This is a genomic window from Roseivirga sp. BDSF3-8, from assembly GCF_041449215.1.
Classification (GTDB): domain Bacteria; phylum Bacteroidota; class Bacteroidia; order Cytophagales; family Cyclobacteriaceae; genus JBGNFV01.
In genome coordinates, this window is record NZ_JBGNFV010000001.1 from 5,497,997 (window position 1) to 5,523,694 (window position 25,698).

Below are 25,698 nucleotides of genomic sequence, written 5' to 3' on the forward strand. Positions count from 1 at the left end.
GAGCTTGACCCTTCGCGAGCATGATCCACTACAACAAGGATTGAAACCTATAACCCAGCCATTTTTCACTCCTAGGAAGCTGGCCCCTTCGCGAGCATGATCCACTACAACAAGGATTGAAACCGGATGTGCTGCAAACAGTAGGTGTAATGGTGCTGGCTTCGCGAGCATCTTGAACGCAAGTCCGAATCCACTAAAACAAGGATTGAAACGCACTATCGTATTCTGAAATAGGAGACTGGAAGACCATTCGCGAGCATCTTGAACGCAAGTCCGAATCCACTACAACAAGGATTGAAACGCCCTCTCCTTAGCTAGTTCCTTTTCCAGTTCTAGCTTCGCGAGCATCTTGAACGCAAGTCCGAATCCACTACAACAAGGATTGAAACGGTCATTGTAGTTTCTGGCCGGGTCATAAGCCAGGCTTCGCGAGCATCTTGAACGCAAGCCCAAATCCAGTACAACAAGGAGACCAGGGGCGGAGCTGGCTGTGGGTATCACCAGCCATCTTCTCAGAAAAATATTCTGCCAGCACCTCTGCATATCAGGCCTCCACTATCCTATGAGGGACATTCGTGCTTAACTTGACACCTATACCCTATCAGGCCATGTGCCCCACCCTAATGCGTGCTACCAGCAACTGCCACCGCTCCATGTAGTTGATTACGCTGCTGCACGTATTGGGCAAAGACCCGGTTTAGCATATGATCGTACGCCTCTATGACAGCGGTGGGATCGTGCCGTAATGCCTTGGTCAACACCTTGGAGGCTGCCTCTGCCGTAAACAGGGCGTTGGATATACCATGGGAGGCAAGCGGATCAAATGCAAGGGCTGCATCCCCTATAGCCAGGTGCGCCGGACCGCTCATCTGTGTCGCCCTGGAGGAGTTAGCCTCATGCCCCCATACCGGGCACAATGGCTCTTTAGCCAGAAAATATTTCAGGTATCGCGTCTCCGAAAGGATTTGGGCCCAGTGAGTGTACTGCTTCATAAGCTGTAGCAGCGGGCTGTCCCGTTCAGCAAAAAGCGTCATCACACTACTGACCTCATCCAGTACCGACACCATGCCCCAGCCTCCTTCAAAGGCCTCCGTGTAGACCCCATGTTTTAAGCGCGGGTGCCTTGTCAGTGGTACATAACAGCTCAGCGCCACCTGCCGGTCAGTATGTTCAGAAGCAATACCCAGCTTATGCACTACCGCCCGGCTGCGCCCGGTGGCATCCACCACATAGCGGGCATGCAGCACATGCCATGATTTTCCTGCACGATAGGTCACCTTTATCCCCCGCCCCGTATCTTCCACACCCGTAAGACCTTCACAGGCCACCACACAGCCGGGTGCTTCAGCCTGCAGGCTCTGCAGCAAGGCCGGCTTGTCCAGCTTAAGCCCGTAGTTAAAAGGATGATGCGAAAAGAAATGCGTGTCCGCCACCTCCTGCGTGCCCCAAAGTGAATGATAACCGAAAGTACGGGTACTGCATGATTCGAACAGTTCCCGCAGGCCCATGCTTTGCAATAGCTTTAGCGCAGAAGGAGGCAGTGTCTCCGCCAGCGCCGGGCGGTCTGCCCCCTGGCCGCGTGACAGTACCACATGCTTTATGCCGGCCCGGCCCAGCAGCACAGACAGTACCAGCCCCGCTACCCCCTGCCCCACTATCACCACATCCGTTTCCGTCTGCTGCTGCCACTCACTTGTTTCCTGCATATGATCCATTCCCCGGGTTTATTTCATTTGAAGTGTAGGACAGCCCCTCCCGCGAACAGGAAGGCCATCACTACCTCTACACCATTACTTAAATACCAGGTAAAAATTAGACGCCCCCTGTGAGCCGCCACACCGGTCACTATACGTGATCTGCAGCGTCACATAGTTTCCTGCATAGGAGCTAAACTGCGCCGTAAGGTCCTGCGGACTAAGCGGCGTTACCACTCCGCTACAGTTATTGCTGAAGTCATGCTGGTACACGCTGTTACCATTTACAAACACCTCCACTTCGTCATCCACATAGATGTCCCCGCTGCCATCCGGCTTAGAAGACAGCATGATCGATTTGCCTTGCGGGATATAGATCGTATTGCGCGTGTTGGTATAGAAGGGATCCCCTGAATTAATCACCGGCTCGCCCGCTATCGCCATGCCCAAAAAGACATACGCCCTGTCCCGCTTGTTTTTACTGTCAAACGACACATACACCGTCTCCGGCACCCCGTCTATGCTCACATTAGACTTACGGCCCATTACCACCCCTATGTCCTTCCACTGATACACCATCGCGATAAGGCCATTCTGATAGCCCCCTTCCGCATGGTAGCCCACAAAGCCCGTGTCCGTCGTTTTCAACCACGGCAGCCTGTTTGCAAAAATGCTCCGCCGCGTTTCCTCCGTCACCGAGTCATTCTGCATTTTCACCAGGCTCTCCTCCGTCAGCACATCCGTGGGCAGATTTGCCGCCCACCAGGCCGGTACCGGGTACTGACTGTCCATAAATACAAGCTGGCAGCTACCTGCATCCGACTGCCAGGGTATACCCATCCACTTAGTCATATCCCCCGGCGTGATCTTCCACAGCCAGCTTTCTTCATTAGCCGGATCCATAGAAGCCTTCACGTCATCCGCATTCATGTACAGGCCAAAGCTGTTATAAAAATACGCCTCCTGCTCCTCTGCAGTGGTGGCGTTGATGCGTATCTCGCGTAAGCCAAACAGCCCGGCGTTACCCACCTGGGTCGCCACCTGCGTATTCTGACTGTACATCTGGGCATGCCGCATGGGCCACGTCAGCTCTACCCCCGGGTGAAAGCCCCCGCCGTACAGTGTTTCCAGCACCGCACGCGTCATCAGTAGCGCGCTGTTGCCCTCGTCCTGTGCCGCCGCACTAAACTGGCCCTGGTAGTACACACCCAGTTCATCTATCGTATTGAATGTCCCCTCAGGCGCCGTAAGCTTACCGTCGCGCCAGGCAATGAGCTGATCGTACAGGAGCGGAGGTATCGCAAACCACTGGGCCGGACTACCGGGGTAGTTGATCCCGTCTCCGGGATAAAAGGGCAGCTTCAGCTCCTCTGTGCCACTGCCCAGATTCTTAAGGTCCGTCGTGCTTTTACTTGGAATAATAGGCTCGTTCGTATAATCATACTGAGGGTTACGGAACATATTAAAGATCGTCTCCCGCGTAGTCTTCCCCTCCTCGCTCTGGTCATACAGGTAGCGGAAGTTGCCCGAGGCCGTGAGCTTGTCTATCACTTCCTTGAAAGATGGAGACAGGAAATCCCCCGCATTTACCCACTGCATGCGGTAAAGGCGGTAAAATACCGGGAAGACCGTACTGAAATCCTGCCTAAACTCATCAGCCGAGGCACCGCAGATAAGGTCATACATCGTGGCTATAGGCTGTATCTGTGGCGCATAGTCCGGCGGAGCCGTGGCCACCCATGCCGCAGAAGAAGGGTCAGACAGGTCATAGCTCTGTCCGCTATTCTTATCCGTGATCTTAGCCGTGATGCGGCCATCGCAGATGTCATCGTACCAGTTCGAGTTGTCCGCAAAGTCCGTGTTCAGGTCGCTCGGGTTCAGCGAAGCAGAGATACCGTCTGCAGGGTAAAAGATCAGAGTGCCCGCGTCATACTCCAGGCTACCCAGGCTCACCGGCTGGGCCGTGGTGTTCATCTCTGCCGCGATAAGGCTGGCATTGCCCGGCCCGGGGTTGGGAAACGAGCCATTGATGCCGGCATTCGGCGCCGCCGCACTTACAGACACGGCCGGCGGGTTATTCACCAGCTCCTTACGAAAGTTAGGGTTATCAGGTACCCGCAGGCTGTTATTCAGCACATTCGGATTTCTAAGGCTCGCGCCTATACCCGGCGCGATCTTATCATTGAAAAAGTTAGGGCTCAGGTTCCTGTTCTCCGTCTGCACAGACAGGTCCAGGCTATTATTAAAGTCATACCAGAAGGGCTTCTTGTTCGCCACCTCTGCCGTCCACTCTATATCATATTGGTTAGGGTCGATCTTACGGACAGGTTTGCCGTTGTCATCACATTCGTAAATGTAAAACCGCTGCGCCTGCTTACGTAAGGCGCCATTATCGCTGAGATATTCCTGGTCCGTATCAAACAGGTTTGCCCAAGGCACCTCGGGCGCAAACACCACATCATTCTGCTTGGCCTGGCTATTACCCACACGGGCAATGCCTATAGAAGGGTAGATTCTGAATTTCATAGATTTGGTCAATGTTAATTCCTGATGGCATAAGGTATGCTGCCACCCTTTATTGACCAGTGCCGGCAAATGTTAGTGAAGTGAAGCAAAAAAAGAAGTGCTTAGCGGCTACTGCTTCATCCCCCGGCATTTTCCGCTGGTATATCAGCCTGTTAAAAAAGTTAGCGATTATGGAATAAATTACCCCCACCAAAGGAGGGGGTTTTCAATGGTTATTACCCCCAAAGGGGGATAGTCAGTTATCGAATAGCGGGATATCTATATCCCCATCCTCTTTCTTATCCTCCTTCTCCTGATACTTAACATACCGCTTTATCTTTTCTTCATCTATGCCTACCGTACTTACAAAATAGCCTCGTGACCAAAAAGGATTGCCCCAATAGGGTTTTCTGCGAAGACTCTTGAAGTTCTTAAACATCATGATCGCTGTCTTACCCTTGAGAATACCCATGAAGTCTGATACACTAAGTTTCGGAGGTATACTACATACCAAATGAACGTGATCTGGCTGAATGTTCAACTCTTCTACCTTGACCTCCTTCCATTCACATATCGTCTTTATCTTATTCTCCAACGTATCTGCAACAATATCACGAAGTATACGGTGGCGGTACTTCGGGGTCCATACTACATGATAGACACAATAGTAAAAGCTATGCGATAGCTTACGATACTTGCTCATTCCACAATATACCCCTACTGGCATAGCCCTCAAACATGACCACCGTCTAAGACGGTGGTTTTAATTCGATTAATAAAAAAAGGCCGGAATTTCATCCGGCCTAATACAAATTTTAAATTCATTGAATTTCTTCCACTGGCCCTGTAGGACATGTGTATGTTTCTGGGCAGGTATAAGATTCAGGGCATGTATAAGATTCAGGACATGTGTAGGAACCATCTTCTAATCCGCCCTTCACGTTTTGTTTTTCACTTGTTGTAAAACTATCAACTTTTAAATCCTTAAGCTTTAACTTGTCTTTTTTCATAGTCATGTATATTGTTTAATTATTCATTCAATATATGTAGCAAGATTCACTTATAAAAATAGTACTGTTAAACAATTCATTTAATTAAATTAAATACATAACAATATAAATAAATAGACCCACAATCAAATAATTTTCCGATTTTAAAAAAGTTTTATGGTAGCATATATCACAGTAAAACCAACAGTAATTTGAAACATACCCACTCACTAGTATATATTATTTCAATCTATAGAGATGGTGATTTTAAGCACCTTATATTTTTTATATGAAAAAATTTGAGCAGAAAACAATCAGGCTAACCAGCTTAACGCAAACAAAGATACAGCTGGGGAAATAATCATCCGCCTCTAATTTTAGGAGCTCACATTTGCGCCAGTCATAAACCGGACAAACTTTTCCCTGCTACCCTCCTCTTTCATTCGCCTGGATAGTGATTCAACCTTTTCACTATAACCGGGATTTTCCAGCAAGTCCTTAACCAAGGGCTTCAGCCTGGCAGTAGTGAGCTTTTTTGCAGAAACACCCCTTGGCCCCAGGCCCCTCGCATGCACCAGGTCGCGCCAAAGAAACTGATCGATTATGTGTGGGATGATGAGTGTCGGCCGTCCGTTCTTAAGGCCACTGTGCGTCGTACCCGAGCCACCGTGGTGGATCACCGCCGCCACACGGCCCATGATCCAGTCATAAGGAATCGTGTCCACAAAGTAAAAGCGCCGGTGGTTTTCATAGGCCCGCAGGCGTAGCAGCCCACCCGATGAGGTGTTCACCAGCACCGGCACCCCCAACTCATCCATTGCCTGGTAGCATATCTGTGACAGGCGCAGCGGGTCTGCACTCACCATGCTGCCAAAGCTCAGCAGCACCACCCCCTCATGCCATTGCAGGAAAGCCTCCAGCGCGGCATCCGGCTGCCAGTTCAGCGTTTTATTACGCTCATGGTAACCGCACACCCGCACATGCTCCGGCCAGTGCGCCGGCCGGTCATACAGTGACGGCGAAATGGTATAAGCCAGTCTCGTATCAAATAGAGCCTGCCGGATATTAGTCCGGCTCTGCTTTTTCCCTTCAGGTACTTGCTGCTGGCTGTCGTATATCGTTTTCACCAGCCCGAAGTTTGCCAGCCGGTAGCTAAGCCGGTTTACCAGTTTACCCCACTGAAAGTTAAACCCCACGTGAGCGTGCCGCTCGTCCGTATGTAAAAAATAAGGCACCGGGCTTAGCAACACATTTTTGCGTCCCGTTTGCAGCCCCCATATCACCGGGTAAGTGCACTTAGCATGATGTATGATCCGGTCAGGCTGCACTGCCTGCACGATGCGGTACTGGTCCTGTACCAGCAACCCATTCACCCTCAAGCCTTTTTTGTATAAAGTATACAGCGCCCTCGCCTGAGCCAGGCCATTGCCTCCGCCTCCCATTATCATCCGGCCCTCTGCACTGTCCAGCAGCTCAATAAAAGCCCTGCTGAGTGGGTAAAAGGGCCTCCCCGCAGGCACCAGCCCGCTGAACTGTTCCGGAAAAGCATAGTGCACCTGATGCCCTGCAGCATGCAGCAGCTCACCCGCCGCCAGGAATGGCTCCATATCGCCACGGGTTCCTATGGACATCAGTAGTATGGTCACCTATTAATAAAGAGTTGATGTTACCACCTCAAGGTAGTCAATCCCTCCTATGCACAAAACCGCCCTTCCTCTTTTACCACCTGCACAGAGAGCCCCGGCTTAATGAGACACAAGTAAAATAGCCACCCACTTATCACCTTCAGGCGTGTGACCGGCATTCAGGACGGCCTGGGAAAACCAGTTCCTATACACAGGAAGAAATGATGATCAGCGGAGAAGCCCTGCCTGCAGGGGTGGTTTTATCTATTCCCCAGGCAGGTAACACGAAAGCATCGGTTTTTTATAAAAATATATTTTGAATGGAAAAGCGTCCATATAGACCAAAATCACATACAATACTGTAAGTCAGTATTTTACAATTCAAAAACACCTGCAAAACCGATAACATTTTTCACCTCACATCACTTTTATTTTTATTTTATCTTACAAATACTTCCCCACTATGAAAGCACTTACATGGCATGGAAAGAATGACGTACGTATTGAAACCGTACCTGACCCTAAGATCGAAGAACCCGGTGATATTGTTATCAAAGTAACCTCAACCGCTATCTGCGGGTCTGACCTCCACCTGTTAGGAGGACTGGTACCCACCATGAAGGAAGGCGACATACTCGGTCACGAGTTTATGGGTGAAGTAGTAGAGACAGGCTCTGCAGTTACCAAATTTTCCATCGGGGACCGCGTCGTCGTACCATTTACCATTGCTTGTGGTCACTGCCACTTTTGTAATGAGGACCTTTATTCTCTCTGTGATAATTCGAACCGCAATGCAGACCAGGCCAAAGAAGCGCTGGGCCATACTATTTCAGGCATATTCGGCTACTCGCATATGCTCGGCGGCTTTTCCGGGGGCCAGGCCGAATACGTACGTGTGCCATATGCAGACGTAGGGCCGGTAAAGGTTCCTGGTTCCCTGCGTGATGACCAGGCACTATTCCTCTCAGACATATTCCCTACAGGCTACATGGCTGCAGAAAATGCCGGTATTAAAGATGGTGATACCGTGGCAGTATGGGGCTGCGGGCCAGTCGGGCAATTCGCCATACAAAGTGCCTGGATGCTCGGCGCCGGGCGCGTTATCGCCATAGACGACGTACCCGAACGGCTTGATATGGCAGAGAAGTACGGAAAGGCCGAAACCATCCGTACCACAGACGATGAAGAGGTGTATGAAAGGCTACAACAAATGACCAAAGGCTTTGGCCCGGCAGCCTGTATTGATGCAGTCGGTGCAGAAGCCCATGGCGGAGGAGCAATAGAACAGATAAAGCACACTGCTCAGAGCCTCGTAAACATGGATTCGCCCAGGCCCTTTGTGTTGCAGCAAGTCATTAAAAATTGCCGCAAGGGAGGCACCATATCCGTACCTGGTGTGTATGTAGGCATGCTGGATAATGTCCCTTTCGGGGCAGCCATGAACAAGGCCCTTACCTTTAAGATGGGCCAGACCCATGTACAGCATTACCTTAATCCCCTACTCCAAAAAATAGAAGAGGGAGCCATAGACCCATCCTTTGTGATCACTCACCGGTTGAGGCTGGATGAAGCACCCGAAGCATATAAAACCTTCCGCGATAAGAAAGAAGGCTGCATTAAAGTGGTACTTTCGCCATGATTAAAACGACCTGACGACAGATCAAAGCCGGATATCTCCGGCTTTTTATATTTTCAGACCCTGACTATCACCGGATTTGAGGTGAAGGTAGCTTTCCATGCTCAGCTATTAGCCACCGGTGCCCGCCGGAAGCCAAGTAGTTCGTAACTCCGGCTCTTTACCGGGTAGGAGCTCACCTTCACCCTATTGCCCTGGTTGCCACCCAGTATCAGTACCCGCTCATCCTTATCAGGGTCCCGGCCCAGGTAAAAGCCTACATGGCCAAAAGTATAACGCTGGTCGTTCTTGAAAACAAAGCGCTTGAATACCGCAATAGCCCCTCTCCTGGCCTCTGCCTCCTGCCCCCAGTGCCGCCAGTTCAGCGCCCAGGCCGAGTTGGTGCCCGCATAGCCTGCCATCTCCACACACCAGTTCATAAAGGCCGAACACCAGGCCGTTTCGTCAGAGTTTTCATTGATAAAGGCCAGCGACTCCTCGCAGGATTTCAGGTATTGGGTGATGCGGTAATTCTCTCCCGGGTCGCTGAGCTCTGCCGTGTCCAGTTCGCCAAAGGCAATCTTAAGCCAGCGGTAGTCATTAGCCCGTATATCCTCCGGCTCCGGCACCCCTAGCAGTACTTATAAGCAGACCAGCCCGTTTGTCCGTTTTTCCGGACCAGTTTTACCCAATAGCAGTCCGGAGAAAAACCCGCTACCTGAAGCACCTCCCCTTTCTCCAGCACCCCGATCACATTTGCGTGCCTGTCCGGTTCATCACGATGATTCAGCCGCCATGTATTAACAATTGCTTCTTTCATTTCAATCTAATATTATCTACATATTATGTTTACACATTTAATTTAATTAGTAATTGATTGTAACCCAACCTCATACAACCAGCTTCAAAAAGGAGAAAGTATAATAAGGTTAATTTAACTAAACCAGAGTCATTTTTACCTGAAATGTATGTACATATACTACTATTACACAGGTAATTATACTAAATGAATACACAAATTGTACATTTTCATGAGATCTGAAAAAAATATAAAAAACTTACCTCTACCAATTGATCCTTTACATTCTACACCATACATTAGTCCCCATCATATATTTTATTATTTCATTTAAACAAAACCTATGAAATTCTTTTCAACCAGAATGCTGATGGCATGTCTTGCCGGTATGTTCTTCTTTGCCTCCTGCCAGCAGGAAGAGGAAGTAATACCAGGTAATACTCCTGCTCCTGTAGATGCCACCATGATCACCGACCAGCTCAATGCCACACAGTCTGCTTTGACTGATGGCAATGAATTCGGCCTCAAGTTGCTCTCTTATGAGTTTATCGGCTCAGTAGAAGATGTGGCGAGAGTGCAGAATGAAATCACTGACGAAGATGCCATTATCCCTGTTTATGAGGGCGTAACGGGCGACAACCTGATGAATGGCGATGTATCATTCACCCTGAAAAGCTTCAGAGAAGCTGCCGCAACAGCCTCTCAGCGTAAGGACGGCCAGGGAACAGTAGCTAACCCCCAGCTCAGCATCCGCAGCTACCTGAACGACCACCTGCAGCAAGGCCAGGGCCTTGTTCGCCTGAACTGGGAAAGTGCCGAAGGGCCTTTCAGCTCTGTAGCCGTGTATGACCAGGAAGGACTTGTGTATGATAACCTGCTTGCCAACATTTTTACTGTGGAAGAAGCCATGGTGAAAGACGGTGCTGAAGCCCAGCGCGCGCAGGCAATCTACCGCTACACAGTAGTAAACATTGGCCTTAACTGGATCTGGGGATCAAGCCGTGGTCAGATTTACATCCGCCACGATGTAAATAAGAGCGGTAGCACCGTACTGTCTAATGGTGGTTACACCTCTGCTCACCTGAACATCGGTAGTGCCGATGCACAGGTTAAGCCTCTTTCCATCATGAACAATACGGCCAGACTGGCCTGGGCCTATGGCTATGCCACCCCTGGTGCAAGTTTCAGCATCTCGTTCAACTACAGCATTGGCAAGTTCGAAACCTCTGTATCCGGTATCGGCACCAAAGCAGCTAACAGCGGCGTAGACATCCGCTAATTAACTTTGCCAACCAACCACTAAGGGGCCGGCCGCTGAGATAGCGGCCGGCTTTTTTTATTCCTTTCAAAATATGACTATAAATAGCCATTTACCATCACCCCCCTCTTCCTTATCTTTAAATAACAATCCAAACCAGACACCCGAAATTAGACAAAGCACACACCCTCTATGGGGGCGACCTGCATAGGGCGACCTGCATAGGGCGACCTGCATAGGGCGACCTGCATAGGGCGACCTGCATAGGGCGACCTGCATAGGGCGACCTGCATAGGGCGACCTGCATAGGGCGACCTGCATAGGGCGACCTGCATAGGGCGACATGCATAGGGCGACATGCATAGGGCGACATGCATAGGGCGACATGCATAGGGCGACATGCATAGGGCCACCTGCAGGAGCGGCATAAGGAATACAATGCCATTAAAAAGGAGAAGTATAAGAGAAAGCCAAACCACAACAGATCAAACCAAGCACATACAAAAAGAAAGCCGTTCGCTACCAAGCGAACGGCTTTAACTAAGTGCAATGATCCGATATGTGTGCAGAATTATGCCGGTACGGCATCGTGTCTTTGATAATCTTCCATTTCGTATGCGGCCTGGCCGTGCTCGCTTCTGTCCAGTCCTTCTATCTCTACTTTAGGAGATACCCGGAGGCCTAAGGTCTTGCGTATGAGCATAAAGACCACTATAGAAAAGCTGAGGCAAGCAGTACCTATCGCCACGGTGCCGGTAACCTGGCTCAGAAACTGGCTCCACCCTGCCAGCGGCCCAAACATGCCTATGGCTAGCGTACCCCAGATACCACATACCAGGTGCACCGGTACGGCACCTACAGGGTCATCTATACGCAGGCGGTTCATCAGGTGAGTAAAGAGCACCACCAGACCACCACCGACAAGGCCGGCCCACAGAGAGTGGGTAATGTGGAATACGTCAGCCCCGGCAGTCACGCTTACCAGGCCCGCAAGTACCCCGTTGAGCACCATGCCCAGGTCATATAGCCTGCTCTGTGCATAGCTCATGATAAAGGCACCTAGCATACCCGCAGCCCCGCCCATGGCAGTATTGACAAATACCTGCGATACCTTTTCAGGATCGGCAGAAAGCACCGAGCCACCATTGAATCCGAACCAGCCAAACCAGAGCAGGAATACGCCAATAGTCGCCAGCGGCAGGCTGTGCCCGCCAAAGCGGGCGCCTACTTCATACCGGCCTATGCGAGGCCCCAGGATAAGCGTACCCGCCAGAGCCGCCCAGCCCCCTACGGCATGCACCAGTGTACTGCCTGCAAAATCATAAAAAGGTGTGGAAAGCTGGTTAAGCCAGCCGCCCCCCCACTTCCACATGCCTACTATGGGGTAGCATAAGCCCACATAAAGGCACGCAAACAACAGGAAGGATGAGATTTTGATCCGCTCTGCCACTGCCCCTGATACGATGGTGGCAGCAGTAGCGGCAAACATGGCCTGAAAAATAAACTCAGTTAAAAAAGTATAGTGCTGATTATAAAGCACACCTGCCTTTAGCGTAGGCATGATAAGCCCGAAGCCCCTGAAGCCAAAGACCCCTGCGTAAGCCCCCTCACCGGGGTACATCAGGTTAAAGCCCACCAAGGCATAAGTAAGCAGGCCAATGCCGGGAACAAGAGTGTTTTTAAAAAGTATGTTTACAGTATTTTTCTGACGGGTAAGGCCCGCCTCCAGGCCGGCAAAGCCCAGGTGCATGACAAATACAAGCAAGGTTGCGAGCATTAGCCAGAGATTGTGCACAAGAAATTCGGATGTGTTCATTTTATAGCCTCAGATGAGATATTTATTTACAAATAAGACCAAACAACGGGTATAATTCAATCCAACAAACCAAAATTTACAGTATTTTTAATTTATGTGGGGTAAAAATTAACCTATGATAAAAACAAAGCCTTGAAATCCCCATTTATTGGGTGAATGGCAAAGCACATTTTTGAAAACGTGCAGCTTTTGATAAAAATAAGGGCTAAAAGAAAGGGTGATTTATCATAAAACACGACAACAGGCTAGCTGATAGCTTAAAAAAAGAGGCAAAATCACCAGAAATCACAAAATTCATTGCTAAACGGGTATATGCGACGGAGAAGTACCCGTGATTCATGAAAATGGCTGGAAATGGAAGCTAAAATGAAGGATGGTGAGGAGCAAAAGCAGAAAAGTCTTAACACAGCGCATAAAAAAGCAGGAGGCCTGATGACCTCCTGCTTCTTTAAAACAATCTTATGGCATTGTTCTAATGAGTGATTAAAAAGAGCCTGGACATGTATTTCCATAAGGCACGTGATACTCGTACCCTTCCTCTATTAACTTTTCATCCCAATCTGGCGTCAGATTAGTAACCGTACTCTTTACTCTGATGTCCATTAGTGTCTTTTTATTCATAAATGAAATTGAAGTTGGTTCAACCCTTATTATAAAAAATAAAGCGAAAAAGTCAAATAATAGTTCATAAAACTGATTTAAACTGCATTTTTCAGCAATTTCAATTTAAACCACCTGCCATATCACATGGTTTTATGATACAATAATTTTTGTTCGGGAAAATGCAAAATAACCAAACCAACCACCTGCTTATCAATTCATTACAGTGAAACATTGGTTTGAATTCAAAAACATAGAATTATAAACGGTCACAGCCAGCCCATTTCCCGGACATTAAGCCCTAAAAACAGATTCAGTAATTTTTCATGATCCTTTTTGGTTTTATCAAGAAGACTCAGGATTTTCACGCGTGAAAAACCAAATGACCGAACCCCCATGAAAAAGAACTACCTGCCCCTCGCCCTCTCCGGGCTGCTTATGTGTTCTTCCCTTGCTTCCTGCCAGGTGGAAAAACTCGTATCGGAAAATAACCGGATACTCGAAGACATAAACAGCCAGATCACTGACTACGTAGCTGACTCCGAATCCCCTGATCTGGCAGAGGTTAAGAAAGTGTCCTTTGACACCTTTTACTTTGGTGAAATCATATCAGAAGAAATAATAGAGCGCAGGCAGCAATGGACCCTGATACGGCTTACAGAAAAGATAAGCAAGGAAGCCGGCGAGCCGGTACTTCGGGTAAAAGAAGGATGGTATACGTATGCCTCCCCAGACATAATATACCTGGTGAGCAGCACCGAAACGGATGCCACTGATGATAAACCAGGTGACGACGGCAATGATGAGGGGAACGAAGGGGGCGTAAATATCCTCTCAAACGACCTGCCTATCGGCTCCTTTACCATCTCGATAATGCCCATACAAATCCAGCGCCAGGACCTGATGGAACAGGTAGATGTGGACAAGCTACTGGCCCACCGCGCGCTGAACTTCGATGGGCTCACCTTTAAAGATAAACGCTTTGAATATGCAGAACTGGGGCTGGGCTCCTACCGCGGCACCCTGTTTGAAGGCAGCAACCTGGATCACGCACAGGCAGTAAGAGACAGGATCACCGCTGAAAATGACTTCAAAAACACCCGGTTTATCCAGTGCCAGATGAATGACATGCGATTTGAGAACTGGAAAATAATTGATACACGATTCGAAAATATAGACCTGTCCGATGCCCGGTTTACGAACTGCATCATCTCCTCCGAAACGTCAGGACAGGTCACGTTTAGTAATGTAAACTTCTTTAGTGCACGCTTTGTCAATAAGGACGAGGGATATATAAAAAACATCGCCCAGTTTAATACCGGCTTCCTCAACTGCCGCTTTGAAGGAGTGGACATGTACAGCTCCGGGCATTTTAATGTGAACTATACCAACTGCAGCTTCTACAACGGGAAGTGGCATGGCGTGGTCTTTAATAACACACAGGCCCAGCCAAGCAGGATCACCGGTGGCATATTCACCAATATGACAATAAGTTCCGGCCGCTACACCTACATGAAGATCGGGAAAAGCGGTTTAGTATATCCCGTATTTGAGAACACCCGCTTCGTGAATACGAATTTCTGGAAGTCCGAAATAGATGCCTGGTTCCGTGGCGGGTTTGTGATTGAAGGATTCGGAAGCAACTTTAGCGAGGTAGACTTTAAAACATCCATCTTTGAAAACGGGGTGTTCGGAGACACGGTGCAGGCAGGCAAAATGAACATGAAATATGCAGACTTCAGCCAGTGCGAATTTCGCAATGATGTCACCTTTATCAATTGTGATCTCACCGGCGCAAAATTCCCTGCCGACCTTACAAACGTTACCTTTCAGGACTGCATTGGCAACCCCTGATCTGTTAGCGAAAGCTGTATTGCTCCCGGGCCAGGGGCTTTTTGTCCAGGTAGTGCCACATAAAACTGCCAAAGTGCTTAATGCCCCTGTGCTCCTCCATATCTCCGAAAACAATGTATTCGCCTGTACGATCGGGCTTTACAAAACGGGCTGCTGCCAGATGGTAATCCACTGTGTCTATAAAAAATGTCCACTCCGGGTGCTCCCCCTCCGGCAGGTAGTTTACCCTAAGCGTCTGGTATGTTTCACCAAAAAGCTCCTCAGTGCCTGTCTCTTCGCTTAGTACAGTGGCCGAATCCTGCAGCACCATCGGCAGGCCGATGAGGTAGCGGAAGTAGTTGCGGTAGTTTTCAGCCCCTTCACAGGTCAGACTCATCGCCGTGCTATCTTCCGCGCTTATTCCCGGCCTGTCCCACTCGCTCAGGCACAGCGAATCTTCCATTACCACCCGCCGCAACGTATAACCACCGGCATCCGATTCCATGCTGAAGCTGCCCAGGCTGCTATCCAGGCTAACCTGGCGCGTGCGCACCTCAGAAGTATCAGCCTGGTTCAGCCTACGGCTCTGCTGTGTGATCGTGGCGGTATACGCCGGCCACCTGTTACCCGGATCATGAAAAGCCAGGGTCTTTTGGAGCAAGGAGCCTGCAGGACTAAGCAGCTCATTCACTACCTCCGCTTCTTTCTTACTCTCCTGCCCTGCCCCGTTACAGCGCATAAACAGACAAAATGAAATGATCAGCAAGGCCAGGAAAAGAATGAAGCGGTGCATAGGTAATATAGAGTAATGTGCGTGAGTTTCCTCCTGGTATCAGTTATCAGCGAAACCCTTCTGCCAGGACCTGTCCTCATCGTGGTTTCTCAGATCTATCCCATGATCTACAGCCGCCTTCATGGCCATAAGTACCGATACCCAGCCGGCAATCATTTCTTCCCGGGCTTCAGCATCCTTTAACTTAACTTCCAGCAGCAGGTCTGTGCCCCCATCATCCGTTTCCGATAGCCGGAAGGTGGTCTCGTGCCCGAAGTACTCCAGGCTGAACATATGGGAGGCCTCCCTGTCCAGTATAGTGGCAACGTGGCCGGGATGATCTAAAAATGAAAAAGTTATTTCATCGCCCTCCTGAACTGATTTTTCAGCCCAGTAGCTCTCCCTTCCCTCATCTGTGGTAAGTGCTTTATACACTTTTTGCGCTGTGGAAGCCAAGTGCAGCTTCCATCGTATCAAATGTTCACCTTCCTGAAAAGACATTATAGTGGTAGTGGTTAGAGGCTGAAGATACTATTTTCTTTCATACCACAACTGCACAAGGCCCGAGGGGAACGAAACACTGCGCCTGAAAATAAGATGCCGGGGGGAAAAAGCATCCTGAAAAAGCCGGACACCCCCGCCCAGGAGGTACGGTACTATAGAAATAATGTAGCGATCGATCAGGCCTGCCCGCTGCAATTCCGTCACGATCTGTCCGCCGCCATCACAGTAGATGCCTGCTCCCTCCTGCCCTTTTAAGCCCTTTACCAGAGAGACCACATCACTATGGTAGCGTATATGTTCATGACTACCGGTACGGCTGCGTGAGATCACATAGACTGACTTATCCTTATAGGGCAGGTCACCGCCGAAAGAGAGCACCTTATCAAAGGTACGTCGCCCCCATATCACCGTGTCAATGGTTTGTACGAAAGCCGCATAGCCATAATCCTCCCCCTCCCTCTCCATACTGTTCAGAAAGCGGATATCATCATCCAGCCCGGCTATATAACCGTCCAGGCTCATGGCAATGTAAAGCGTAAGGGTACGTGACATAAGCGTGCAAGTAAGGGGCAGAAGGCACCTGATTATTACCCTAAGATAAGAAACCTAAGGCAGGCTCCTTCCGGCATACTGTATAAAAACAGCCGGAAATCAACCCCTCGGTTATTAAATTATTCTGTCACTCTATTATTCTATAATTCCCCACGCAAGAATCCCACACATTTTACAGTGAAATTTTCGCTACCCCTTACCTATTTTTGATTGACCTATCGTATGCCCTTATCTATGCAGCGATTTCTCTGAACCTGAAGCATGCTATGAAAGACAGTTCCCACGTCAATAGACAAGCTAACCCCCAAGCCCCCAAAGCGATACAACCTGCTCAGCGCAAGTCATCGCAGGCAGGTAGCATTAAAGCCCCGCACTTTACCGAAGTAAAGACCACGGCAGAATCTGAGAATACCGCCCAGCTCCAGGCTATTGCCAGAGCCTTTGCCCCCACAGGACCGCCCCCTTTGCCCCCTGATGCCAGCCCCGCCCAGCGCCAGGCAGCAAGCACCACTGGGGGAGGGTCCGGCCTTCCGGGGTCCGGCCTTCCGGGGTCCGGCCTCCCTGGTCAGCTTAAAAATGGCATAGAAAACCTTTCCGGCTACAGCATGGATGATGTAAGGGTTCACTATAATTCGTCCAAACTTGCCCAACTAAAGGCACATGCCTATGCCCAGGGCAACGACATCCACATGGCTCCCGGTCAGGAAAAGCACCTGCCGCATGAAGCCTGGCATGTAGTGCAGCAAAAGCAGGGTCGCGTAAAGGCAACGAAACAGCTAAAAGGCCAGACGCTAGTGAATGACGATGCTGGCCTGGAGCACGAAGCCGACGTAATGGGGGCCAAAGCCCTACAGTTTGCCGGTACCGGGGCCGGGATAAGCAGGGGTACCGGGAAGGGAAGTAAAAGTCCGGGCACAATACAGCGTAAACCTGACCCGGAAGAAGAAAGCCTGCACGATACCATTAAGCAGGCTTCAGGAAAAAACACCATTAAATGGCCTATCAAAAAGGTTCCCTTAGGCCAGCACTTCGAGTTAGAGGGAGCAGTAACTCTCGCAATCGACACAGGTAGAACACCCAGTACAGAAACCGGGTTTAAGGGACCTGAAATGAAAGGCCCCGACGGACTCGGCACTGAGATTAATGCCAAAAAGAAAGAGATGGTTGGCAAGATTAAGGCCGGAGCCCTTAATTTCATTTCAGGCAACACCCAATTATCAAGTTCAGATGAATTCGGCAACTTTTACCTTGGATTCAGCCTGGGTACCGACTTTGCTTCTACAAGCCTGAGCGGAACGAAGCAAGAGACCAAACTGGCCGGAGCCAAACTACGAGGCATAGGCCGTTGGGACTATAAGCCCGGCGTGAGAGTAGATGTCTACCTGGAAGGCAGCCTGTCAGTAACTGCCGCTGTCTCACAGGAGATATTGGAAAAAGCCCTGAAGCGGGCAGCCAATGCTCCAAAGGTGCGTAAAGGCAGAGCACTGCAGAAAGCAATGACAGAAGCTCTGGAAGCCGAGCAGCGTTTAGTGGCACGTCAGTTGGCAGAGATGCAACGTAAGCCCTCGCAAAAAGCAGTTGAAGCATTTATAAAAGACGCCCTCACCCGTGAAAAAGATGAGGCTGTAAAAATGCTCAGGCGCGTGCATGGCATAGGGCAGGGAAAGGCTTCCCGTATCTATGACCATTTTTCCAAATCGAAGAATTCATTCAGAAAACTGGATGATCTTCGCAGGGTCCCGAAGATTAAGCACAGTACGGTAATACGCCAGTTTAAAAATGCCACCAGTCTGGCAGATCCCGCAGAAGTAAGAGCCCTTCAGCGCAAAGCGGCCAGCATCACTGACGACCTGGCCAAAATTGGTTCAAAAACAGCTTTAGAGGTATTCGAAAAGGAAGCAGCCGAAAAAGCAGGAAAACGTACCGTAGCTAAGGTAGCTTCAAAGGTAGCCGCTAAGCTGGGTCTGAAAGTGGCAGCCAGGGTAGCCCTCAAGTTTATTCCTTTTGTAAACATCGTAATGTTAGCCTGGGATATCTACGAAATCGGTTCGTTAATATATAACGTTTGGAACAGTAAGGACATGCCACCTGGTCAGGGTGGAAGTGGCAGCAGTAGCAGTGAAAACAGCAGTAGCGGCACCGGAGATACAGGCGACGCGGAAACCGGGCAGCAAGCCGAACCCCATGAAAAAGGCAGCGAAAATGCTTCTGGCAATGGGCCTGTCGGTATTTCAAAAACAATGGTTGATAAGCTGGCCGCTCCTCCTCCCAATGTACAGGCTCTATGGGCCGAACTTACTAAAGAAGGCAGCCCCGGAACGCTTACAGATGCCCACCTGCAAAAATTCCTGGACACCATCCCTCCTAACATTAGTGAGCAGGAGGTGGCAGATATAGTTTCATTCATAAAAAAGAAAGGCGCCTCCACACCCGAAGAACTTCTGACAGCATTAGAGTATGCTGTACATCAGACGAAAGAGACGCTAACAGACTCTGAGGATGGAAAAAGCGCTCCCCCTGCTGACCCTTCGGGTGGTAAGGAACACGCCGAACTGCCAAAAGGACCGGCCGGAAATGGTCAGGAAACAGCTCATGAAAGAGAGTGGGATGGCATACATAAAAGGATAAATGCTTCTGAAGCAGTTTTTGACGGCGCAGCGGGTAGTGGAAAGTCTGGTACAGTATCCATTGCAAACATTTCCATGGCCCATACCAAAGGGGCACAAGTGAACCTCACCCTGGTAGGTTGGGATATCACAGGCACAAATTCGGTTTCCGTATTGAATGTGCCTGCTATTGTGACCAAACGGTTGTACTTTAACCAAAATTCAGGCCGCACCACAAATAGCAGAGCATCCGCTACAGGTATGAAAATCTTTTACCAAATTACTCAGGGCGTAAAATTTGACTGGCCCGGCGATCGTGACGGCGTACTACCCCAAAACCGTGAGATATGGGGTTATTTCTCTTTCTAAGTTATGAAGTGTCTTATTATTACGGCTCTGTTTACCGCCTTAACCTTTTCAGCCTCGGGATGTATGGATTCGGACTTTGATAATCACACAACCACCCCCTTTTTCTACTACGCAGAAGACGGCCTCTACGGGTATATTGATCCGAAAGGTGAAGTGGTCATTCCTGCCCGTTATTCGGAAGCCAATGCATTTTCAGAAGGTTTGGCCCTCGTCCGGCAAGGCGACAAACAGGGCTTTATCAATGGCCGGGGTGAATGGGTGTTTTCAACAGAATTTGACGAGATCTTTCCCTTTGCCGGAGGGCGGGCAGTAGTATACAAGGATGGGCTGGCAGGATATATAGATACTTCCGGCAAAGTGGTCATAGCCCCGCAGTTTGCCGAAGCCTGGTCTTTTAGCGAGGGGGTGGCCGCTGTACAACATGCGGATGGGCTCTATGGATACATAGACAGTACCGGCACCTATGTAATACCCCCGCAATATGCCTATGCCGAAGCCTTTTCCGAAGGGCTGGCCGCTATTGCCACACACAGCTATAAGGATGAATACGGCGATGAGGTAATTGATAGCATCGGGTATATTAATACAAGCGGGGAAATCGCCATCCCGCCCATCTATGATGTGGCTGACTATTTTCATAGTGGACGTGCAGTAGTAGGCAAGGGAGGTCTGAATACCATAATCGATAAACAAGGCCAACCACTCCTTCCAATGCAGGAGGCGGACATCAAAAACTTTGACGACGGAATCAGCCTGCGCATTACAGAAGAAAGACAGGATATCATAGACCAGAATGGTGATCAGATAGCTACTCTCCATAATATGGTCTACGGGAGGCAATTCAGCGAGGGACTGGCCCTGGTGCAAATGGAAAATGGGTATAGCTATGTAAATAAAGAGGGGCAGCTCCTGTTTACACCCCGCCCCTATGAAGATGCGGAAGACTTCACCAATGGCCTGGCCCGTGTGTGTTCAGGCTACGACGCTGAGCAAAAAGGAAAATGCGCTTACATTGACCGCCTGGGCAATTACGTTTTTAAAGAAAAGTACTTCACAGAGCCGGAGGGGTAACTAGCATCTCCTAACACTGCCCCCCTTTTCACATCCAGATCAGTCTTCTTTATTATACGTGTTCTTTTCCAGGTTAATAGACGTGGCATCCGGAAGGTATTGCCTATTCACCTTACCTTCATCATTGGTAATCACTCAGGCCTCAATGTCCCCCTTAAAAAGCATAGCCGTACACGTTTACTATCTGTGGAGGCGGCATCATTACCCTAGCCATAGAATTATTTATAATACCTTATAAATGTCCCTGAAATAATTGGGCATATCAGAAGGCGAAAACTCACCCGCGTTTCTGTATTCGATTACCGGAGCCCCGCCTTTTTGGTTATCGGAATCAATAGTTGGATTTACCTTTGGTATACTGGCTACCTGACCAAACCTGTACTTCTTTTCATAAGTCCCGATCAAATCTTCCCCATTACTTAATAATGCTTCTCTCCACTCAGTAGGGCTGAGTGCTATCTCCTCATTGTTTTTTCTATCCTTCCACCCCCAAAAAGCGTTACCACCTTCAACTCTTTCTCTTATTAAGTTAGCGCAGGCTTCCAATAGGTAAACACTTGGATGGGCGTCATTTTCGTTATACAAGGAATCTTCTCCGAAGGCAGATTCTACGATACTATTCAGAGGGTTTTTGATTGCCATGATCATAGCGTGCTTTGGTCCATCACCATAGTTAGGCGCTGCCGATGCCCCTCTGATATATGCTGACAATATTCTGGCCAGGCCTCTCAATACCTCAATATCAAGATCAGGGGTTCCCTTATGCTTATTAAATGCTTGATAATAATTATTCTCAATTTCACGTTGCTCCAATAAATCCAGCTTCTGACTCGATTTTTCCTGTGAGTTACCTAAAATATATCTTCCTTGTTTCTCATCCACATACCTCTTGCTCTGTTCCCGCTTCAGGTTGAGGCCTGCACTAATTAAGGATGTCTGATTACGCAATGACCGGCTATTATGAAGGTTATTATTTACACTTGATAAATCATAGCCATATAAATAGCTCAGTTGCTCCAGAATATCGGTAGCTGATACATTATCATTGATAGCCGAAGCACTTACTCCACCTTTAAAACCACTGTCAATAATACCGCTTACCTTACGGATATCATCAAGAGCCACCCCCATAGTTACCTGAACCTGCCACTTCTTTTTATCAGTAATTGGCTTATTCCATAGACCCTTCACCTTGATATTATCCCAGTCAATACCCGGATCAGGCATACCCCAATTATTGGCAATCTTATTAAAATGTTGCTTTACTCTTTGTCCGAAATTCTTAAACCCAAAGTGCCCCTTCTCATTCAATCCCCTCATGGCTAGTGCCGCCTCTTCCGCAATACCCGGAAGATCGACAAGTAAACTTCCGGTAGGCCCTCCAAGAATAAGTTCGACCCTTGTTTCCATATCGACATTATTGGGGTCAATCCTCCGGAAACTTTTCGACGTGGTTTCTACAGTCAATGCCCACTCTTTGCCCCTTATGGAATTGTTATTAAAAGAGTCTATTTCCAGGCCTTTCAATGCAAGCGCTAATGCTGCCTGCAGTCCCTGTTCGTTTTCATCATTTTTTAATTTAGGCACGTTTTCGAGCTGGAGATTTACATAAGGGCTTTCAAGTTCAAGCTCTGCCCCACCGCGGTAAGAGTCTTTTTTTTCTGCGAGCTGGGCCACATGCCCCTGGGCCGTGTCATTATTGAAAGACATCATCTGAGCAGGCCCTGCCGGACTCATACCTGCCGCTTTTGCCCCCATCACATCCGCTTCTCTCTCCAGGCCTTTATCATCATTAATGGCCGTTTTGCCTTTCATCTGTTTTGTAGGCTGTACACGTCCCTGCTTTTGCCGGACCACATGCCAGGCCTCATGAGGCAGGTGCTTTTCCTGTCCGCTCGCCAGGTGTATGTTATTTCCCTGCGCGTAGGCGTGCGCATTAAGCTGGGCAGGCGCACTACTGTTCTTATGTACCTTAGTGCCGGCCAGACTCACCCCGCTCATGCTTTCCATATTCTGCTGTAGCTGAGCAGGCAGGTCAGAGTTACCGCTTTTGCCGCCAGGCAGGCCCGTACCAGCCGGGCCCGCGTCCGCTTTGGCCTGTAGCCGGGCCATGCGCTGGGCACGGGGGCCCTTATCCGCCAGAGCCTGAAGCTGGGCAGCCTGCTGCCCTTTGGGGCCATTTGCCGCCAGGGACTGCATCTTCGCCTGTACTACCGCCTGAGGGCGTTGGTCCTGTACATACTGTGCAGGAATACCGGCTTGTGGCTGGTTGGCCAGACTCCGGGAACCATGCTGCCCTTGCGATTGATTATGCTGCTTTTCTGAGGTGGACATAGCTTTGTTCTTTTAGTGCTCAGACTATGCCCCTGTCACCCGGCATGGCATAATCTCATTGATCATCTGTTTGTGAGGGTATGACTAAGAGAGGGTTTCCATAATAGCATGACTCAGGTGCTCCGTAGCCTGGACAAAGGCGTAGTTTGCTCTAACCGTAGCCCCTACTTTTTTCTTCTCCAGTTCAGCAGTGTAAGCCAGGTCATTGCGTACACACCCTAGCTCCCGTGCCCGTAAGACCGAACGATAAAGGATCTGTTTGTATGTGTTATGGGTTCGTATGCAGGTATAGTCCAGTCCCACTGCCAGGCCTGTGTAATCTTCCCCGTTATGGTAGCTGAATAATAAGGCTACAGCCTCCTCCCTGTCATCTGTGTATAACTGTATAATATCATAGGCAGGGTCATCATACATCATAGTAAACACCTCATACGGCAGTGGAAAGGCATTCATCTGCAAGGCCTTATCCGCCACCTGGCGGTACAGGGCATACCCGTGCTGTCGCTCTGCTTCCGTAGCCGGTTTATGGTAGCTTACCCTGAACCGGTCCGCATAGGGTAAAATCTCCTTCCGTACATTATACCGGTACTTACCCCCTAGCGAGGCCAGGTATTCTTCCTGCGTGTTCCATGACAGATTCTCCACCACACAACGCCCAGGCAGGCGGTAATCAATCATGCCGAGGTCCAGCAGTACCTCCTTCAGTCCATTGCGATCATCTTCAAAGAAGTCACGCAGCATAAGCCTGGTGGCCCCCTCAGCATCTGCCACCTGCTGCATGTTGTCAAGGAGTCTCTGGAGGGCTTCCTTCCATGCCGGATGCTCTTTATTCAGGTATACAGACCTCCCCAGGGAAAAGGGCGTCCCCGTCATCACCTGCCCGGATACCAGGTAGTAAGGGTCTTCCGTCCGGCGTATCTCTTCTGCCCGGGCAGATACCGCGGCAGAGGCGAACATATCATCCTTGGCTATATTGTACGTAAAGAAGGCAAGCGAAACGATCCCTCCCTTCTCATCGGTAACTTTATGATAATAGAAGGAGGCATTATTCTCCTTTTGCCCGTGTCCGGAAAAGCCCCTTTCCAGATTCAGCAGGTTGCTGTGAGTATGGCAACCACCTTCGGCCATATAGTAATTCCACTCGGCAACAGGCAAAGAAGCTACTGAGCGGTACTTTTCCTCCCTAAGCCCGGTAGTTTCCTGTGAGACTACTTCTTTTATACTCTTTTCAACCTGTATAGTAAAGGCCGGTAAGCGAAAAACCCGGGCTACTTCCTCAAAGCTGCTCCCCTCCTCCTGCAGACCCAGCACGTATTCTTCCTGCAGAGCCAGCAACATGCCTTCGATATCTTCATAGCTGTGCATGACGTTAACCATGAAGCGAATTCCGCTTTTTTTCATCGGCACTGCCGGAAAGGCGGCACTGTTTATATGATAGCCACGGCGCTTCATACGGTTGACGATGTTGTACGTGATACGCGGCAATCCTGCACTTACAAAAAATACCGGTGCGTCTGATGCCTCATACAGGGGCAGGTTCAGCTCCACCAGCCGGCGGTTAATGTAGGCGATCTTATTTTGCAGGTCAGCCTGAAGGCGGGCAAACTCCTCCGTCTGGTGCAGTTTAGCAGAGGCTACTGCAGCCCCGAGAAGCGGCGGCTGTACAGGGCCTGCAAATATGAGTGTACCCCCGCAGTTTTTTACCCGGTCGCGCATCTCTTCATTAGGGAATATGACCACCCCGCCTGCACAGGCAAAGCCCTTTGTCATAGAGATCACCACCACCATTTTTTCATGATGAGGCACCACAGTATGTACATAGCCCTGGCCATTCTTACCCATCCAGCTCATACCGTGGGCATCGTCTATGTACAGGTGTAGCTGCTTATACCTATCCAGCAGGCTCACAAGCTTATCCATAGGCGGCGTATTACCGTACATAGAAAAGACCCCATCGGTAAGGAACCATATCTTACGGTGCCTATTCTGCAGGAGCTTTACCTTATTCTCCAGGGCTTCCATCGAGTTATTAGGCACTACGTACAAGGGTATTTTACGCGCCTTCAGCATTTGTGCCGTCATCTGAATACTGCTGTGTACCTGCAGGTCCATGATAACAGCATCGTCATCCCCAACGATCGTAGGCAAGGCCGCCAGGTGCCCCAGGGTGGTAGTAGCGGTGACTAACAGCGGCTTATGGAATATGTTGAACAGCTCCTCTTCCAGTTCTTTATAGAGGCCCACAGCCAGGTACGTACGCGATGTAGAAAACTGGGTACCGTATTTATTTACAGCATCAATTACACCCTGCTTTAATGCAGAGTGAAACTCCAGCCCGAGATAGGAACAGGAACCGAAATTAACCAACTCCTGACCGTTCACCGTAACACGGGCACCTGATAGCTGCTCATCTTCAGTAAAGTTATGGGCGACTCCACGCCGCGTAGCATCATTAATAATATCGTTAAGCGTATCTAGTGCCTGGGCCATAAGGTCAGTATGATTTGGTTATTCAAGGATAAGTCCATTGCAAAATTGAAGGTCCTCCTGTGTAGGCTAAGTATGAGGAGCCATATCACAAACTTGTTAAAAACCACTTAATTAAAGTCTGCAGAAAGGTTGGCATAAGGGTGGCAGGCCATCACTCAAGGCTATCCATGTAAGGTACCGATTGAATTTACCTGTCTGTCTTTAGCTTTTGGAAAGGCTTTACAACCTGGCCTTAAAAAAACATCAGGCAGTAATAGGCTATATCG

Annotated in this window: 18 protein-coding genes and 1 CRISPR repeat array (1 of these 19 running past the window's edge); of the genes, 5 read left to right on the forward strand and 13 right to left on the reverse strand. The window is 49.3% G+C overall.

Annotated elements, in window-relative coordinates; genetic code table 11:
• A CRISPR array of direct repeats spans window positions 1-477; the repeat unit is 24 nt; unit sequence ATCCACTACAACAAGGATTGAAAC; it begins 958 nt to the left of the window's first position.
• A 143-nt stretch (window positions 478-620) separates the two neighbouring features.
• From AB9P05_RS22330 to AB9P05_RS22350, 5 genes are all read right to left on the reverse strand, one after another.
• On the reverse strand, window positions 621-1,706 hold the full coding sequence (locus AB9P05_RS22330) for an NAD(P)/FAD-dependent oxidoreductase (RefSeq protein WP_371911059.1): 1,086 nt from the start codon (window positions 1,704-1,706) through the stop codon (window positions 621-623).
• 84 nt (window positions 1,707-1,790) lie between these two features.
• Entirely contained in the window at window positions 1,791-4,220 is a 2,430-nt protein-coding gene (locus tag AB9P05_RS22335; RefSeq protein WP_371911060.1) for a LodA/GoxA family CTQ-dependent oxidase, read from the reverse strand.
• A gap of 235 nt (window positions 4,221-4,455) precedes the next feature.
• Window positions 4,456-4,902, reverse strand: a complete 447-nt coding sequence (gene tnpA, locus AB9P05_RS22340) for an IS200/IS605 family transposase (protein ID WP_371910798.1) — start codon at window positions 4,900-4,902, stop codon at window positions 4,456-4,458.
• 118 nt (window positions 4,903-5,020) lie between these two features.
• Window positions 5,021-5,209 (reverse strand): pinensin family lanthipeptide, encoded by a 189-nt coding sequence (locus AB9P05_RS22345; RefSeq protein ID WP_371911061.1) that lies wholly within the window; start codon window positions 5,207-5,209, stop codon window positions 5,021-5,023.
• Window positions 5,210-5,565: 356 nt separating this feature from the next.
• Window positions 5,566-6,819 carry a glycosyltransferase gene (locus tag AB9P05_RS22350; protein WP_371911062.1) on the reverse strand — a complete coding sequence of 418 codons (1,254 nt, stop codon included), beginning with the start codon at window positions 6,817-6,819 and terminating at the stop codon, window positions 5,566-5,568.
• 457 nt (window positions 6,820-7,276) lie between these two features.
• On the opposite strand from AB9P05_RS22350, the gene AB9P05_RS22355 reads away from it, so the two are divergent.
• The gene (locus AB9P05_RS22355; protein WP_371911063.1) at window positions 7,277-8,452 is read left to right on the forward strand and encodes a zinc-dependent alcohol dehydrogenase; all 1,176 of its coding nucleotides are present in this window, start codon (window positions 7,277-7,279) and stop codon (window positions 8,450-8,452) included.
• Between the two features lie 101 nt (window positions 8,453-8,553).
• Here the strand turns inward: AB9P05_RS22355 and AB9P05_RS22360 are convergent, their stop codons facing one another.
• Together AB9P05_RS22360 and AB9P05_RS22365 are read right to left on the reverse strand one after the other, a co-directional pair.
• Window positions 8,554-9,057 carry a TIGR02594 family protein gene (locus AB9P05_RS22360; RefSeq protein WP_371911064.1) on the reverse strand — a complete coding sequence of 168 codons (504 nt, stop codon included), beginning with the start codon at window positions 9,055-9,057 and terminating at the stop codon, window positions 8,554-8,556.
• Window positions 9,058-9,059: 2 nt separating this feature from the next.
• Complete coding sequence (locus AB9P05_RS22365; RefSeq protein WP_371911065.1) at window positions 9,060-9,248, reverse strand: SH3 domain-containing protein; 189 nt, start codon at window positions 9,246-9,248, stop codon at window positions 9,060-9,062.
• A gap of 322 nt (window positions 9,249-9,570) precedes the next feature.
• Here AB9P05_RS22365 and AB9P05_RS22370 point away from each other — a divergent pair, with 322 nt between their 5' ends.
• The gene (locus tag AB9P05_RS22370; protein ID WP_371911066.1) at window positions 9,571-10,506 is read left to right on the forward strand and encodes a hypothetical protein; all 936 of its coding nucleotides are present in this window, start codon (window positions 9,571-9,573) and stop codon (window positions 10,504-10,506) included.
• A gap of 550 nt (window positions 10,507-11,056) precedes the next feature.
• On the opposite strand, the gene AB9P05_RS22375 is transcribed toward AB9P05_RS22370, so the two are convergent.
• Window positions 11,057-12,301: an ammonium transporter gene (locus AB9P05_RS22375; RefSeq protein WP_371911067.1), complete on the reverse strand. Its 1,245-nt coding sequence runs from the start codon at window positions 12,299-12,301 to the stop codon at window positions 11,057-11,059.
• A gap of 996 nt (window positions 12,302-13,297) precedes the next feature.
• On the opposite strand from AB9P05_RS22375, the gene AB9P05_RS22380 reads away from it, so the two are divergent.
• Entirely contained in the window at window positions 13,298-14,755 is a 1,458-nt protein-coding gene (locus AB9P05_RS22380; protein WP_371911068.1) for a pentapeptide repeat-containing protein, read from the forward strand.
• A 4-nt stretch (window positions 14,756-14,759) separates the two neighbouring features.
• On the opposite strand, the gene AB9P05_RS22385 is transcribed toward AB9P05_RS22380, so the two are convergent.
• Genes AB9P05_RS22385 through AB9P05_RS22395 form a run of 3 tightly spaced genes read right to left on the reverse strand, consistent with a single transcriptional unit; the run spans window position 14,760 to window position 16,562 of the window.
• Window positions 14,760-15,527 carry a DUF6503 family protein gene (locus AB9P05_RS22385; RefSeq protein WP_371911069.1) on the reverse strand — a complete coding sequence of 256 codons (768 nt, stop codon included), beginning with the start codon at window positions 15,525-15,527 and terminating at the stop codon, window positions 14,760-14,762.
• Window positions 15,528-15,566: 39 nt separating this feature from the next.
• Complete coding sequence (locus tag AB9P05_RS22390) at window positions 15,567-16,007, reverse strand: SRPBCC domain-containing protein (RefSeq protein WP_371911070.1); 441 nt, start codon at window positions 16,005-16,007, stop codon at window positions 15,567-15,569.
• A gap of 30 nt (window positions 16,008-16,037) precedes the next feature.
• Complete coding sequence (locus AB9P05_RS22395) at window positions 16,038-16,562, reverse strand: dihydrofolate reductase family protein (protein ID WP_371911071.1); 525 nt, start codon at window positions 16,560-16,562, stop codon at window positions 16,038-16,040.
• A 266-nt stretch (window positions 16,563-16,828) separates the two neighbouring features.
• Here AB9P05_RS22395 and AB9P05_RS22400 point away from each other — a divergent pair, with 266 nt between their 5' ends.
• Together AB9P05_RS22400 and AB9P05_RS22405 are read left to right on the forward strand one after the other, a co-directional pair.
• The gene (locus AB9P05_RS22400; RefSeq protein ID WP_371911072.1) at window positions 16,829-19,537 is read left to right on the forward strand and encodes a DUF4157 domain-containing protein; all 2,709 of its coding nucleotides are present in this window, start codon (window positions 16,829-16,831) and stop codon (window positions 19,535-19,537) included.
• A 63-nt stretch (window positions 19,538-19,600) separates the two neighbouring features.
• Window positions 19,601-20,608, forward strand: a complete 1,008-nt coding sequence (locus tag AB9P05_RS22405) for a WG repeat-containing protein (RefSeq protein WP_371911073.1) — start codon at window positions 19,601-19,603, stop codon at window positions 20,606-20,608.
• Window positions 20,609-20,830: 222 nt separating this feature from the next.
• On the opposite strand, the gene AB9P05_RS22410 is transcribed toward AB9P05_RS22405, so the two are convergent.
• Complete coding sequence (locus AB9P05_RS22410) at window positions 20,831-22,942, reverse strand: DUF4157 domain-containing protein (protein WP_371911074.1); 2,112 nt, start codon at window positions 22,940-22,942, stop codon at window positions 20,831-20,833.
• 84 nt (window positions 22,943-23,026) lie between these two features.
• Window positions 23,027-25,432, reverse strand: a complete 2,406-nt coding sequence (locus tag AB9P05_RS22415) for an aminotransferase class I/II-fold pyridoxal phosphate-dependent enzyme (protein WP_371911075.1) — start codon at window positions 25,430-25,432, stop codon at window positions 23,027-23,029.
• Window positions 25,433-25,698 lie beyond the last annotated feature (266 nt).